12 protein-coding genes are annotated in these 14,720 nt (G+C 72.7%); 6 read left to right on the top strand and 6 right to left on the bottom strand.

What is annotated here, in order from left to right; genetic code table 11:
• Positions 1-3: 3 nt before the first annotated feature.
• Together KV557_RS25080 and KV557_RS25075 are read left to right on the top strand one after the other, a co-directional pair.
• Positions 4-444: an arsenate reductase/protein-tyrosine-phosphatase family protein gene (locus KV557_RS25080; RefSeq protein WP_218203786.1), complete on the top strand. Its 441-nt coding sequence runs from the start codon at positions 4-6 to the stop codon at positions 442-444.
• 209 nt (positions 445-653) lie between these two features.
• Positions 654-827, top strand: coding sequence for a hypothetical protein (locus KV557_RS25075; RefSeq protein ID WP_218203740.1), 174 nt, complete (start codon positions 654-656; stop codon positions 825-827).
• Positions 828-1,020: 193 nt separating this feature from the next.
• Here the strand turns inward: KV557_RS25075 and KV557_RS25070 are convergent, their stop codons facing one another.
• From KV557_RS25070 to KV557_RS25045, 6 genes are all read right to left on the bottom strand, one after another.
• Positions 1,021-2,670: an LCP family protein gene (locus tag KV557_RS25070; protein ID WP_308130060.1), complete on the bottom strand. Its 1,650-nt coding sequence runs from the start codon at positions 2,668-2,670 to the stop codon at positions 1,021-1,023.
• Positions 2,671-2,891: 221 nt separating this feature from the next.
• On the bottom strand, positions 2,892-3,827 hold the full coding sequence (locus KV557_RS25065) for a carbohydrate ABC transporter permease (protein ID WP_218203739.1): 936 nt from the start codon (positions 3,825-3,827) through the stop codon (positions 2,892-2,894).
• Positions 3,824-5,134 (bottom strand): carbohydrate ABC transporter permease, encoded by a 1,311-nt coding sequence (locus tag KV557_RS25060; RefSeq protein ID WP_218203738.1) that lies wholly within the window; start codon positions 5,132-5,134, stop codon positions 3,824-3,826. Before KV557_RS25060 ends, KV557_RS25065 begins: the two co-directional genes overlap by 4 nt.
• Before the next feature lie 6 nt (positions 5,135-5,140).
• Positions 5,141-6,466 carry an ABC transporter substrate-binding protein gene (locus tag KV557_RS25055; protein ID WP_218203737.1) on the bottom strand — a complete coding sequence of 442 codons (1,326 nt, stop codon included), beginning with the start codon at positions 6,464-6,466 and terminating at the stop codon, positions 5,141-5,143.
• 50 nt (positions 6,467-6,516) lie between these two features.
• On the bottom strand, positions 6,517-8,217 hold the full coding sequence (locus KV557_RS25050; RefSeq protein ID WP_218203736.1) for a glycoside hydrolase family 13 protein: 1,701 nt from the start codon (positions 8,215-8,217) through the stop codon (positions 6,517-6,519).
• A 172-nt stretch (positions 8,218-8,389) separates the two neighbouring features.
• Complete coding sequence (locus tag KV557_RS25045) at positions 8,390-9,694, bottom strand: ABC transporter substrate-binding protein (protein WP_218203735.1); 1,305 nt, start codon at positions 9,692-9,694, stop codon at positions 8,390-8,392.
• A 134-nt stretch (positions 9,695-9,828) separates the two neighbouring features.
• Here KV557_RS25045 and KV557_RS25040 point away from each other — a divergent pair, with 134 nt between their 5' ends.
• From KV557_RS25040 to KV557_RS25025, 4 genes are all read left to right on the top strand, one after another.
• A complete protein-coding gene (locus KV557_RS25040; RefSeq protein WP_218203734.1) occupies positions 9,829-10,332 on the top strand; it encodes a PadR family transcriptional regulator in 504 nt (167 codons plus the stop codon).
• Positions 10,329-11,093, top strand: coding sequence for an ABC transporter ATP-binding protein (locus KV557_RS25035; RefSeq protein ID WP_218203733.1), 765 nt, complete (start codon positions 10,329-10,331; stop codon positions 11,091-11,093). Before KV557_RS25040 ends, KV557_RS25035 begins: the two co-directional genes overlap by 4 nt.
• Positions 11,094-11,097: 4 nt before the next feature.
• Positions 11,098-13,503, top strand: a complete 2,406-nt coding sequence (locus tag KV557_RS25030; RefSeq protein ID WP_218203732.1) for an FtsX-like permease family protein — start codon at positions 11,098-11,100, stop codon at positions 13,501-13,503.
• A 331-nt stretch (positions 13,504-13,834) separates the two neighbouring features.
• Entirely contained in the window at positions 13,835-14,650 is an 816-nt protein-coding gene (locus KV557_RS25025; protein WP_218203731.1) for a 2,3,4,5-tetrahydropyridine-2,6-dicarboxylate N-succinyltransferase, read from the top strand.
• Positions 14,651-14,720: the final 70 nt, after the last annotated feature.

The raw sequence follows: 14,720 nt of genomic DNA, 5'->3' as shown, positions 1-14,720 counted from the left end.
CACATCGACGCGGCCCGGCCGCGCCGGATCCTGACGGTCTGCAAGGGCGGCTACTGCCGCGCCCCGCTGGCCGCCGCAGTCCTCGCCCAGCGCGGCGCCGGCGCGGTCCAGACCCGGGCCGCCGCCATCCGCGACTGGCACATCGGCGAGGGCGCCCACCCGGTCATGGTCACCGCCGCCGCCCGCGCCGGCTACGACCTGAGCGGCCACCGCGGCGTCCAGGTCAGCCCCGAACTGCTGGACTGGGCCGACGTGGTGCTCGCCATGGACCACGCCGTCCTGGACGCGCTGCGCGAACTCGCCGACGAGCAGACCGTGCCGAAGCTGGCGCTCTACCTGGACGGCCGGGACGTGCCCGACCCGTGGAAGCAGCCCAGCGAGGCGTTCACCGCCTGCGTGACCGCCGTCGAGGCCGGCGCCGAGCACCACCTGGTCGCCGCGTAGAACACCGAGTACGCCGAAGGGCGGTCCCGGCCATCCAGGCCGGGGCCGCCCTTCACGCTGTCAGCGAGCTGCCGCGCTATCCGGAGCGCCGAGCAGCCCGGCCTGCCCGGGCCCTTCGGCACCTGGACCGACAACGACGGCCAGGAGCCCAGTTGTTACAGTCCGTCAGGTCCCGTGACTCGGCGGGGCCCAGACGAAGGGTGGGCAGCATGGCCACGGACGGCGACAACTTCCTGGGTGGTAACGACTTCGAGCATGTGATGATCGGGGCAGCGGGGCCGGCCGTGGGTGGCGGCACAATTGACATCGCCGACGGAACGACCGCGGAGGGCGAGCTGGCCGCCGAGGACGAGACCGCGAACAATGTCGACGACGACGTTTGAGTAGCACGAGGCCCACCATCCCGGGGCAGTAGGGATGGTGGGCCTCGGCGTGTCCGGGGCTATCCCGCGTGCCGCTTCGCTGCCACGCCCTCATACAGCAGGCCGCCGAGCAGTACCGGCGCGACTTCCGGCTGCTTCTGCCCGCGCTGCCGGCGGATCCCGCGGCAGCGCCGGCAGCGTCCGTCCGGCCGGCTCAGTCCACGCAGGTGTTGCCGCCGATCACCGCCGGGCCCGCGTACTGGTCGGCCGTGGAGGCGCTCGGCGTGCCCGAGCCCGGGGCCGTCGCCGAGTCCGTGGCCGGCGGCGTGCTCGGTGCGGCCGTGGCCGGCGGCACGTAGTCGGCTCCGAGGGTGACCAGCACATGGCCCGCCTGGACGCCGGAGGAAGCCGTCGTGGAGGCCACGTTGAGGTGCGTGGCGATCTGCTGCGCGGCATCCTTCGCGCCCGCGCCGTAGACCACCGTGGTCTTGCTGTGCCGGGTGGTCCCGGCACTCGCCTGCCCGGCGGTGTAGCCCAGTGCGGTGAGGTCCTTGGCAGCCTCGTCCGCCTTGGCGGCGGTGGTGCCCTGCACGTCCACGGTGGCCGGTGCGATGCTGGGCGAGGACGAGGACGAGGGCGCGGCGGAAGGCGAGGCCGCGCCGGCGGCGGGCGCGGCGGCGGGGGCGACCCCGATGGTCTGGCGCACGATGGCCTGGATCTTGGCGACGTCCACGATGTTGACGGCACCGGCGACCGGGTCGTCGCCGTAGTGCTCCATGGGCAGGGTGTTGAACTCGACGTTGCCGCCGGTCAGGTTGGTGGCCTGCTGCGCGAAGTCCAGGATGTCCCAGCTGCTGTCGATGACCACGTCCTGCTTCACGGCGTCGAGCAGGCCCCGCATCCGGCCGAGGTCGCCGAGCACCCCCTCCTGCTTGAGCTTGTTGGTGACCGCCGCGATGAACGCCTGCTGACGGTGGGTCCGGGCGAAGTCGCCCTCGTTGCTGGGATCGTCCAGGTGGTGCCGCTGGCGGACGAAGGCGAGCGCCATCGCCGGGTCGAGCGTGTTCAGCCCCTGGTGACCGACGAAGCCGGAACCGCCGCCCGCGCCCGGGTCGCTCGCGGTGCGGCCGTGGGTCGGGTCGCTGGTGTCGTGCTTGAGGCAGACCGTGATCGGTCCCAGTGCCCTGGCGACGTCGTAGAAGCCCTTGAGGTTGAGCTCCGCGAAGTGGTCGATCGGCACGTTGAGGAACTTCTGCACGGTCAGCAGCGTCGCCGCGCGGCCGGCGTCCCGACCGCGGTGCTCCAGCTCGGCTCCGGAGTACTGCTTCGACAGCTTCTGCTCGGCGTAGTACTTGGCCTGGTTGTAGGCCTCCTTGATCTTGTTCCGGCCGAGCGGGTGACCGCCGGGCACGTTGACCAGATCGACCAGGTCGTCACGGGGTATCGAGAAGGCCTCGACCTTCCCCCCGTCGGCCGGGATGTGCATCAGGATCAGCGTGTTGGTCTCGTAGGCGCCGATCCCGCTGTTCCCGGCGTGCAGTTCGTTCTTGACGAAGTCGTCCGGCAGGTCCTTGCCGTCCTGGTCCTTGCGGCTGTCCAGGCCGATCAGCAGCAGGTTGACCGCCTTGTCCAGATGCGGCGGGGCGGAGGCGCCGGGAGCCTGCACCGCCTTGAGCGCATCCGAGGTGGTCATGCCGTCGGTGAGGTCGTGGTACGTGTACCAGGAGAACCCGCTGACCGCCATGACGGACCCGCCGGCCGCGCAGGCCACGGCCCGCCCGGCGACCGTCAGCGGCGATATTCGGTCCGCCTCGCTCCCGCCACCGCGCCGCTTGCGCCCGCGCCGACCCGACGTATGTCCCACCGTGGCCCCTCCCGATATCACCTGCCGTTACTCGCGAGACGTCATGATGCCTACGAGGTGTTACACCCCCGCGCCGATTGTTGTGAGGATCACACCGCGAAACGGCGTGCCGCGGAAGCGCCTGCCGGTGAACGCCCAACGCGGGCTGCCGCGTGGGTGCCTCTCCCGGTGCGTCGCGGTGGCGCCGCTGCCAGGCGCGGCCATGGGCGCGCCTGGCAGTCTCACTTCACGGAGCCCGCCATGGCTCCCTGGACGAAGAACCGCTGGAAGCAGAGGAACACCGCCACGGGGACCAGGAGGGAGAGGAACGCGCCGGGCGCGAGGATGTCCATGTTGCTGCCGAACTGCCGCATCTGGGACTGCAGGTAGACGGTCAGCGGTTGCGAGTCGTTGCCGGCGAAGATCAGTGCGACCAGCATGTCGTTCCAGACCCAGAGGAACTGGAAGATGCACAGCGAGGCGACGGCCGGCGCGGCGAGCGGCAGGGCGAGGGTGCGGAAGATCCGCCATTCGCCGCAGCCGTCCACCCGTGCCGCTTCCAGGAGTTCCGCCGGGATCTCCAGGAAGTGGTTGCGCATCAGGAACACCGCGAACGGCAGCCCGTAGCCGACGTGGAACAGCACCACGCCGGGGATGGTGCCGAACAGCCCGACGGCGCCTTCGAGTTTGGCGACCGGGATGAGGCCAACCTGGACCGGTACGACCAGCAATCCGACGACCGCGACGAAGACGCCGTCGCGGCCGGGGAAGCGCATCCAGGCGAAGGCGTACCCGGCCGTCGCGGCGAGGGCGACGGTCAGCAGGGTCGCCGGGACGCTGATCAGCACGGTGTTCCACAGTGCCTTGGGCACGTCGCCGCCGCCCAGCAGGGCGGTGTAGTTCTGCAGGGTGAGCTGGGCGGGCCGGGTCAGTGCCGTCCACCAGCCGCCGGTGGCGGTGAGCTGCTTGGGCCGCAGCGAGGAGATCAGCAGGCCGACGGTGGGCACCAGCCAGGCCACGGCGGCCACGATCAGCACGGCCTGGACCAGGCTGTGGCGAGTAAGAACAGCGAGCCGGGTCGTGAGCGGAACGCCCGGCCGGCCGGCCGGAGCCGGCCGCTTCGCGGTCCCGGCGGGCGTTGTGGTCCGCGTCGGCGGGGCCGGTTGCGTCGTGGTCATGATCGGCTCCCTCGGAAGCGTCGGATGTTGAGGAGCATCACCGGGACGACCAGGAGCAGCAGCAGGACGCTGAGCGCGCTGCCGAGGCCCTGGTCGTTGCCGCCGCCGAAGGAGACCAGGTAGAGCCGCAGCGCCAGTACGTCGGCGTCCTGTTGGACGGGCCCGGGCGCGATGACGTAGACGAGGTCGAAGATCTTCATCGCGTTGATGACCATGGTGATGAACACGACGCCGAGGACCGGGGCGAGTTGGGGCACGGTGATGCGGCGGAGGATCTGCCACTCGCCGGCGCCGTCGAGTCGGGCCGCCTCGATCGTCTCGCGTGGCAGGTTGGCCAGGCCGCCGGCGATGATGACCATGGCGAAGCCGGCCCAGATCCAGGTGTAGGCGCCGATGATGGCCGGGGTGACGAAGGCGGGCCCGAGCCAGTCGATGCCGCGGTAGGGGGCGGCGAAGTCGGCTGCCGGCAGGACCACCGAGGCGGTGGCGGAGGGGGCGGCGGAGAACCGGAAGGTGCCGTCGTCGGCCGTGGTCGTGGTGGCGATCGTCCGTGCGCCGTCGTGGAGTTGGACTTTGACGCCGGGCAGGCCCTTCTTTCCGGGGTCCAGTTGCCCGGGGTGGCCGCCGCCGCCCGGGACGAAGTCCAGGAACACCGTGCCGCGGACCCCGTCGCCGTCGGCGGGCCGGGCCGTGCGGGCGGTGGCCGGGACCGCGCCGGGCTGCACGCCGACCAGCGGCAGCAGCACGGTGCCCGTGGCCGCCGGGACCCGGACGTCGCCGCCGTCGGCCTGGTCGAGTCCGGTCCCGGGGCGCGGGCGGGCGCCCGGATAGGAGGGCTGGTCGGTGAAGGTGTCGTGGACGGCGACCGCGGCGGCGTTGAGCACGCCGCGGTGCGGGTCCGCGTCGTACACCGTGCGGAAGATGATCCCGGCGGCGAGGAAGGAGATCGCCATCGGCATGAAGACGAGCAGCTTGAACGCGGTGGCCCAGCGGATCTTCTCGGTCAGCACCGCGAACACCAGGCCGACCGCGGTCACCAGTGCCGGGGCGACGGCGACCCAGATCGCGTTGTTGCGGACGGCGGTGAGGGTGGCGTGGTCGGTGAAGGCGGCACCGTAGTTGTCCAGCCCGACGAAGCGGTGGCCGGAGGCGTCGAAGAGGCTGCGTCCCACCGAGTAGCCGATGGGGTAGACGACGAGGGCGCCGAGCAGCAGCAGGGCGGGCAGGACGAGGAGCAGGGCGAGGCCCCGGTGGCGCCGGAGCGCGCCACCGGTTGCCCGGTCCCTGCGGGGTGAGCGCAGAGACATGGTGGATCAGCCCTTGTACGCCTTGGCCGCGTCGGCTTCGAGCTTCGCCGCGGCGCCCTGGACGTCGGAGGGGTTGGCGAGGAAGTCCTGGAGGTCCTTCCACTCGCCCTGGCCCGCGGTGCCGCCGAACGCGGCGGGCGCCTGGTCCGACATGTCGAAGCGGAACGCGTCGCCTGCGTCGATCACCGACTTGGCGAACTGCCGGGTGGTGTCGTCGGGGTAGACGGACGGATCGACCGCCTTGTTGGGCGAGATGAAGCCGCCGGCCTTGGCCCAGACGGCCGCGGCCTCGGGGCCGGCCAGGAACTCGACGAGCTTCTGCGCGGCCTCGGGGTGCTTGGCGCCCTTGAGGACGACGGCCGCGTCGCCCGCGCCCATCACGGGGGCCTTGCCGCCGTCCACGGCGGGGAAGGGGAACACCTTGGCGTCCGTGCCGACCTGCTTCTTCAGCTCCGAGGCTATGACGCCGCCGACGAAGTCGCCCTCGTAGGTCATGGCGGCCTTGGGCTGTGGTCCGAAGACCTGTTGGACGGAGGTGGGGAAGTCGGTCTGCAGCGCGCCCTGGCCTCCGCCCGCGACGAGCTGCCGGTCGCCGAACACCTTGCCGAGGGTGGTCAGGGCCTTGCCGACCGACGGGTCGGTCCACGGGATCTCGTGCTTGGTGAGCTTGTCGTAGAGCTCGGGTCCGGCCTGGGAGAGGTAGATGTTCTCGAACCAGTCGGTCAGCGGCCAGCCGGCCTGGCCGGCGACCGAGAAGGCCGGGGTGCCGGAGTCGGAGAGCGTGCGGCCGGCCTTGAGCAGGTCGTCGAACGTGGTCGGGGGCTGGATGCCGGCGTTCTGGAAGGCGGTGGGGTTGTACCAGACGGTCGACTTGTCGGCGGCCTTGAAGTAGAGGCCGTACTGGGTGCCGTTGACGGTGCCGAGGCTGGACCAGATGCCGGCGTAGTTCTTCTTCGCGGTGTCGGTGACGGCGGGGGAGAGCGGCGCCAGCCAGCCCTTGTCGGCGAACTGCTTGATCACGCCGGGCTGGGCCACCATGACGACGTCCATCGGGTCGTTGCCCTCGATCTTGCTGCCGACCACGGTGGAGAGGTTGTCGCCGGTGGAGGTGTAGCTGACGGTGGCGCCGGTCTTCGCGGTGAAGACGTCCAGCACCTTCTTGAAGTTCTCCTGCTCGGTGCCGCTCCACACGGCGGCGACGGTCAGGCTCTGGCCCTTGAGGTCCTGGGTGGTGGACCCGCCCGTGCCGCCACCGCTGCTGCCGCAGGCGGTTGCGGTGGCGGCCAGGGCGACGGAGGCGGCCAGGGTGGGAAGGGTGCGGCGGAGTCTCATCGTCGAGTCTTCCTTCAGGGGGTGGGTGGGGTTCATACGGCTGGTGATCGTCAGATCCCGTCGGCTGCGCGGGCGCCGATCCACCAGGCGGCGGTGGCGGGCGCCAGGGTGCCCTCGGGGCACGGGCCGCTGGCCAGCAGAGGCGGACCGGCGACCGGCGCGGGCGCGGCGGTGTCACCGAAGTTGACGGCGCACACCAGGCCCTCGCCGCGGACGAACGCGAGGACCCCGGGCGGGGTCTTCAGCCACCGCAGCGTGCCCTCGCCGAGTTGCGGGAGTTCACGGCGCAGTTGCAGGGCGGTGCGGTACAGGTGGAACACGGACGCGGTGTCGGTTCGCTGCCGCTCGGCGGTGTGGGAGGCGAAGGAGGCCGGCTGCGGCAGCCAGGGGGTGGCCGGGCTGTCCGGCGGGCTGAACCCGAACGGGGCCTCGGTGCCCGACCAGGGCAGCGGTATCCGGCAGCCGTCGCGGATCCCGGCCCGGCTCCCGGTCCGGCGGAAGATCGGGTCGGTGATCAACTCGTCCGGCAGGTCCAGGACTTCGGGCAGCCCGAGCTCCTCGCCCTGGTAGATGTAGGCGGCCCCGGGCAGGGCCAGCATCAGCAGGGCGGCCGCCCTGGCGCGGGCGGGGCCGCCGGCGGGGTCCTCGCCCGCGAACCGGCTCACCGTGCGGACCTGGTCGTGGTTGTTGAGCACCCAGGTGACCGTCGATCCGGTGGCGGCGATGTCCCGTACGGCGTCGTCGATGACCCGGTGGAAGTGCGCGAGGTCCCACGGCGCGTGCAGCAGGTGGAAGAAGAAGGCCTGGTGCAGTTCGTCGGGGCGTACGTACAGTGCCTGCTCCGCCGGCGTGGGCACGGAGGCCTCGCCGACCAGCAGCCGCTCGTGGCCGTCGCGGGCGGTGTACTCCTCGCAGATCGCGCGCCACCGGCGCCAGACCTCGTGCACCTGCGGCTGGTTCCAGGCCAGCGGGTTGACCGAGTCGCGGGTGCGCTCGTCCGCGTCCGGATCGGGCGAGTCCGGCAGCTCGGGGTGCTTGAACAGCCCGGCCGCCACGTCGATCCGGAAGCCGTCCACACCCCGGTCCAGCCAGAACCGCAGCACCTCCTCGAAGTGGGCGGCGACGTCGGGGCTGCGCCAGTTGAAGTCGGGCTGCTCCGGGGTGAACAGGTGGAGGTACCACTGGCCGGGCCTGCCGTCGCCCTCGGCGACCCGGGTCCAGGCCGGGCCGCCGAACATGGCACGCCAGTTGTTGGGCGGCAGCTCCCCGCCCTCGCCGCGCCCGTCGGCGAAGTGGAACCGCGCCCGCTCCGGGCTGCCCGGGCCGTTGGCCAGCGCCTTCTGGAACCACGGGTGCTCACTGGAGCAGTGGTTCGGGACGACGTCCAGGACCAGCTTCAGGCCGAGCATCCGGCAGTCCGTCACCAGGCGGTCGAACTCGGCGAGGTCACCGTAGAGCGGGTCGACGGCGCAGTGGTCGGCGATGTCGTAGCCGTGGTCGTGCTGGGGTGAGACGTAGAACGGGTTGAGCCAGACGCCGTCCGCACCCAGCCGCCGTACGTGCGGCAGCCGTTCCCGGACTCCGGCGAGATCGCCGATGCCGTCGCCGTCGGTGTCACGGAAGCTGCGCACGTAGATCTGGTAGATCACGGCGTCGCGCCACCAGGCACGGGCGGCAGGGATGGTGGGGGCGTGCGATCGGGCGCGCGGCAGGGTGACCGCGTCGCGGTCGGGGAGGGTGGGGTTGGGCATCTCGCTACTCCAACGGTTATGCATTCGCGTTAGGTATAGCAGGCGGAGATGGCCCGTGTTAAGCCCTTGTTTTGCTGTGGTTTCTCAGAAGTGAAGGAGTGGCATGCCGGATCGGGCATAGATTCGCGTTATGTACTCACGGGTACGGGCCGGGAACCCCGCCGGGTTCGGCTCAGCCGACGATGGCGCGCAGGTCGGCGGCCAGCCGGGGAAGCGCCGCCTCGGCGCTGCGGCGGCCGGACACGACCTCGAACGCCGTCTCGCTGAACGCGAGGCTCAGCTGCTGGTACTGCGGAACGCCGGGGCGTGCCCCCGCCGCCAGGATCGCCGTGCGCAGCACGGGCAGGTACGGGAACCGGGCCGTCAGGTCCGGATCCGCGTAGAGGTCCGCCCAGACCGGCGGCAGCCCGCCGTCGGTCAGGACGCGGTACTGCGCCCGACGGCTCGTCAGGTAGGCGATCAGTGCCCGTGCGGTGCGCTGGCGCCGCGAGAACCGGCTGACCGCCAGTCCCGACCCGCCCAGCACACCGCTGCCGGGCCCGTGCGGGCCGGGCAGCGGCACCACGCCGAACCGTCCCGCGACCGGCGAACCGGCCGCACCGACCGCGTGGTAGACGTACGGCCAGTTCCGCAGGAAGAGCAGGCCGCCCCGGCCGAACGCCTCGCGGGACTCCTCCTCGCGGTAGCCGAGCACCTCGGCCGGGATCCAGCCGTCGCGCACGCCCCCGGCCAGGAACTCCAGCCCGGCCCGGGCCTGCGGGCTGTCGACCACCACCGATCCGTCGCCGGCCAGCAGGTCCCCGCCGGCCGAGCGGATGGCCTCCAGCGCGTTGACGGCGAGCCCCTCGTACGGGCTCAGCTGCCCCGCGTACCCGGACAGTCCGTGAGCGGGAGCCAGCGTCCTCGCCTGCCGCGCCAGTTCGGCCCAGGTGGTGGGCGGCTGCTCGCCGGCGGCGGCCAGCACGTCGCTGCGGTAGTACAGCAGGGCGGCGTTGGCGACGAACGGCACTGCGTACAGCCGGCCGCCGAAGCGGCCCGTCCGCACGACCGGCGGCAGGAAGCGCTCCAGCGCGAAGTCCGACTCCTCCAGCGGCACGGTCCAGCGCCTGGCCGCGAACTCGGCCGTCCACACCACGTCGAGGTTGAGGACGTCGAAGCGGCTGCCGCCGCCGGACAGTTCACCGGCGAGCTGGGCGTGCACCTCGTCCGCAGCCTCGGGCAGCTCGACCAGCTCGGCCGGCTGGTCGGGGTGCTCCTCGTTCCAGTCGGCCAGCAGCCCGCGCAGGTAGCGCGTGGTGTCCCGGCCGGTGGCCAGGGTGACCGGCCCGACGCCCTGCGGGTCGCCCGCCGCCTTCGCCCGTCCGGCCAGCCCGTACCAGGCGGACGCGCCCCCGGCGGTGAGCACCGCCCCGCCCACCAGCGCGCGCGTTACACGCCGACGGCCCAGGTCGGGCCCGGCGGGCGGCCGGCTTTCCATGGAACTCCTTCGTTCCGCCGGCGCGGGTGGGCGCCGACGCACGTCCCTTTATACGGCCTCCCTGCTGGGGGGCACCCACCTGCCCGTACTGTGTGACCGAGGTGTAACCAGCGAAGAGGAAGAGGTGACGCCCGGTGCGCCATCAGCTGCTGGCGCTGCTGGCCCGGCAGCCCGCCTACGGGTACGAACTCAAGCAGGGCCTTGAGCAGACCTTCGGCGCGGCGTACCCTCAGCCCAACATCGGCCAGATCTACGTGACCCTGAGCCGACTGGAGAAGTCCGGCCTGATCCGCGGCACCGAGGTGACGCAGGAAGGCAGACCGGACAAGAAGGTCTACGAGATCACCGAGAAGGGCACCGAGGAACTCGCCGGCTGGTTCGAGGCGCCCACCGAGGGGCCCAGGGTCAGGGACGAGTTCTTCATGAAGCTCATCCTCGCCGAAGGCACCGACCTCGCCGACCAGCTGACGCTGATCAACAACCAGCGCCGGCACTGCCTCAACACGATGCGAGGACTCAACAAACTGGCCGCCACCGAACGCGGCAACCGGACCTCGCTGCTGCTGATCGAGGGAGCGGTCCTGCACCTGCAGGCCGACCTCGACTGGCTGGAACGCTGCCAGGAGGAGCTCACATGACCGGCGCGGAGCCGACCCCGCCGCTGCTGGCCGCCCACGCCCTGGTGCGCTCGCACCTCAGCGGCTCGACCCTGATACCCGCCGTCCGCGGCATCAGCCTGCGGATCGACCGGGGCGAGTTCGTCGCCGTCACCGGCCCCTCGGGTGCCGGCAAGTCCACCCTGCTGCACCTGCTCGGCGGTCTGCTCCGGCCGGACGAGGGCGAGCTGCGGCTCGACGGCCGCCGGGTCGACCGGCTCCGGGAAGCCGCGTGGGCCCGCCTGCGCCGCCGCCACTACGGCATCGTCTTCCAGAGCGGCAACCTGCTCTCCGACTTCTCCGTCGCCGACAACATCGAACTGACCGCCCTCCTCGCGGGCATGTCCGGCCGTACCGCCCGCGAACGCCGCCAGGAACTCCTGGAGGACCTCGCTCTCGCCCACAAGGCCACCGCCGGGCCCGGAGAGCTCTCCGGCGGCGAACGCCAGCGGGTCGCCCTGGCCCGCGCGCTGGTCAACCGGCCGCAGCTGCTCCTCGCCGACGAGCCGACCGGCAACCTCGACAGCCGCAGCACCCGCGACGTCCTCGCCCTGCTCAGCCGCTACCACCAGCAGGGCACCACCATCGTGCTGGTCACCCACGACGCCCGGGCGGCCAGCACCGCCGACCGGGTCGTCAGCCTCTTCGACGGCCGGATCGCCGACGACGCCCGGGTGGAGGAGCCCCCGGACGCGTGGAGCAGCGCCAACGGAGTCCGCGACGTCATCGACTTCGGCGGGTGACCCGGTGCGCGCCCTCCTCCGCTGGATCCGGGCCGACCTGCGCTCGCACCGCGCCCACGCCCTCCTGATCGTCCTCGCCACCGGCGGCACCGTCGCGGCCCTGCTGCTCGCCGGCACCCTGCTCGGAGCCGCCACCGACCCGTGGCAGCGGCAGTTCCGGGCCGCCGGATCACCCGACATCAGGATCGACCTCCGCCCGTCCGCCACCACCGCAGGCAGCACCGACGAGCCGTCGGTCGCCGCGCTGGCCCGCGAACCCGGCGTGCTCGCGGTCTCACCGCCCCAGCACACGGCCGAGACCACCCTGGTCGGCCGGCATGCCGACGGCGCCGCCGCGCCCACCGGCGCGGCGGAGCGCACCGACCGCACCACGCTCGTCCTGCGCGGCGACACCCCGGGAGCGGCCCGCCCGCTGCTGCGGTCCGGGACCTGGCTCGACCCCGCCGACGTGCACGGCATCGTGCTCGAACAGTCCGCGGCCGACGCTGCCTGGGCCCACCCCGGGGACCGCCTGACCGTCCTCGACAGCCACGGCGCCGCGGTCGAACTGCGCGTGCTCGGCATCGCGGACAGCCCCGACCAGTTGCCCAGCCCGGCGGCGGGATACGACCTCGGCTGGACCCTCCCCGCCACACTCGACCTGGTCCAGCCGGACCAGGCCGCGCACGGCCTCACCCTCGGGCTGCGGCTGGCCCGGCCCTCCGACGCGGGGTACACGGCGCAGCGCGTGGTCAGCGTCCTGGGAGCCGACCGGGTGTCCCGGATCACCACCTGGCTGGACGCGCGGGCCGCGCGGCAACAGGACAACCGGCTCGCCGGCCTGCTGCTGGGACTCAGCGGCCTGGCCGCGCTGCTGTCCGCCGCCCTCGCGGTGGCCGGCGCGGCGGGCGGGCGGATCAGGGCCAGGACCGGTGACATCGCCCTGCTCAAGGCGCTCGGCTTCACCGCGGGCCAGGTCGCCTGGATGTTCATCGTCGAACAGCTGCTGCTGGCCGGCACCGGAGTCCTGCTCGGCGCCGGCGGCGCCGCGATCGCCGCGCACGCCGTCCCGGCACTCGGCGGCGGGACCGACGCGCTCCACCACCTCGTTCCCGGTGGCACGGCGACCACCGGCGCCGTCACCGCTGCCGCTCTCGTGGCCGTCGGGGCCGCCGCCGCCCTGCCCGCCCTGCGCGCCGCCAGGGTCGCCCCCGTCCCCCCGACGGACGGCACCCGGCCACCGGCCATGACGGCCCGGCCCGTCCGCCTCGGCCTGCTCCGACGCCTGCCGCCGGCCCTCGTGTTCGGACTCGGCGGTGCCCTGCGACAGCGCTCGGGCCTGGTCGTGAGCGCCGCCCGGCTGACCGTGCCGGTCGTCGCCGCCACCTTGGCCCTGAGCACCTGGGCCACGCTCGACGCCGTCACCCGACCCGACGGCGGTGTCACGGCCCCGTCCGTCACGGTCCGCCGGACCTCCCCCGAGCAGACTCCCGGCGACGGGCAGCTCGCCGGCGCCCTGGCCTCCGACACCGCCGTGCAGGGCGTCTACCCGGGCGCCGAGATCCAGGCCCTCGCGCCCGGCCAGTCCGCGACCCTCACCCTGCGGGCGGTGGGCACCACCGACGCGCCGTACCCGTACACCGTCGTCGAGGGCCGGGCGATCCGCGCGAGCGACGAGGCGGTCGCCGGACAGGGCGCCCTCGACCTGCTCGGCGCCCGGGTCGGCCAGTGGGTACGTGTCACCACCGGCGGCACCCCGCGCATCCTGCACATCGTCGGGCGCGACCTCGAACCGGAACACGGCGGACGCGTCCTGTCCACCGGCTTCGACACCCTCGACCGGCCCGGCGACCCCGCGCACCCCGACTTCTGGCGCCTGGTCCTGCGCCCCGGCCATGACCCGGCCGAGGTCCAGCGCGACCTCCCCGCCCGCGTCGGCCTCGCCGGGCAGGTGGAGATCCGCCTCCCCAACGGTCCCGTGACCCGGCCCGACGCCCTGCGGGTCTGCGTGGTCGGCCTCCTGGTCCTGCTCGCGCTCATCTGCCTGGTCGACCTGCTCACCACGGCCGCCGCCGGCTTCCTCGAACGCCGCCGGGATCTCGGGCTGCTCAGGGCGATCGGCCTGACACCGGGTCAGTGCGCCGTCGTGCTGGCCACCCGGGGGACGGCCATCGCCCTGGCCACGGTCGCCGCCGGCTCGGCCGTCGGCATCCCGCTCGCCCGCTGGGTCATCGACCGGCAGGGCGAGCTGGGCGGCATCGGCGCCGGCATCGCCCACGGCCCGTCCGCCTGGACGGTCCTCGCCATGGCCGCCGCCGGCGCTACGGCGGCGGCCGCGCTCTCCGCGCTGCCGGTCCTGCGTGTCGCCCCGTCAGCCCGGGCCCAGGACGGCACCGCCGGGCACGATCCCGGCCGTCCTGACGGCCGATAAGGGTGCCTTCAGCAGAGGCATAGATTTACTTTTCCAAGATTGATTCACTTTTCAAGCTTGATATCAATGCCAGAATCTCCGGTTTGCTCTGCGAATCGCAGGTATGCGAGGCTGTGCCTGGCGCTCCGTTACCAACCGGTAACCGCAGTGCCGTTCTCGTGCGGACGTCCCCGGGGGAGGGATGGGGGCGTCGCACGGCAGCCGGAGACCGCGTACGGGGACAGTGCGTGCATGCGGTCCGGCTCCGGCCCCGGCTCTCGCCGGAAGGGCCGTCCATCCGATCTGGAATGCGTGGGGTGCGATGCGGAATCGTGGTGTCGATGTGGCGGGCTTGCGCAGCGAGCTCGAAGACCTCTGGGAGCGGCGGGACGAGGTCTCGCTGCAGTCCGCCGAGGCGGTGGCCGCCGTCGACGCGGCGATCGACCTGCTGGACACCGGTCGCGCGCGGGTGGCCGAGCTGGTCGAGGGCGAGGTCGTGGTGCACGACTGGCTGAAGAACGCGATCCTGCTGCTCTACAAGCAGGCCTCGCCGCAGACTTCGCAGTTCGGGCCGTTCCAGTGCGCCGACAAGATCCCGCTGAAGACCGGGATCGACGGCTCGGGGGTCCAGGTGTCGCCGGGCGCGGTGATCCGGCGGGGCAGCTACCAGGAGCCCGGTGCCGTGGTGATGCCCAGTCACATCGGCATCGGCTCGTACGTGGGCGAGGGGACCCTGGTGGACTCCTGGGTCGGCATCGGCTCGTGCGCCCAGATCGGCCGCAACGTCCACCTGTCCGGCGGGGTCGGGCTGGGCGGCATGATCGAACCTCCCATGGCCAGGCCGGTGGTGATCGAGGACGACGCGTTCATCGGCGCCCGTTCGATGATCTACAGCGGTGCCCGGGTCGGCGAGGGCGCCCTGCTCGGCGCCGGAGCCCTGCTGACCGACACGATCCCCGTGATCGACGCGGCCACCGGCGAGGAGCTCGGCCGCGGCGAGGTGCCGCCGTGGACGGTCGCCGTCCCCGCCAGCCGTCCGCGCGAGTTCGCCGGTGGCACATTCGGCCTCCCCTGCCTGCTGGTGATCAAGCACCTCAAGAAGGGCGAGCGGCACGACAAGGCCAAGCTCAACGACGCGGTGCGCACCCAGCCCCCGGTCATCCTCTGACCCAGGTCCGCCGCCTCACGCCGCCTCAGCCGCCTCACGCCGGCTCCTTGACGACTCCCGAGGAACCCTC

The organism is Kitasatospora aureofaciens, assembly GCF_019192735.1.
GTDB lineage: Bacteria > Actinomycetota > Actinomycetes > Streptomycetales > Streptomycetaceae > Kitasatospora > Kitasatospora aureofaciens_A.
Note: the sequence above shows the minus strand (reverse complement) of the source record. Positions and strands in the feature narration are given on the sequence as shown.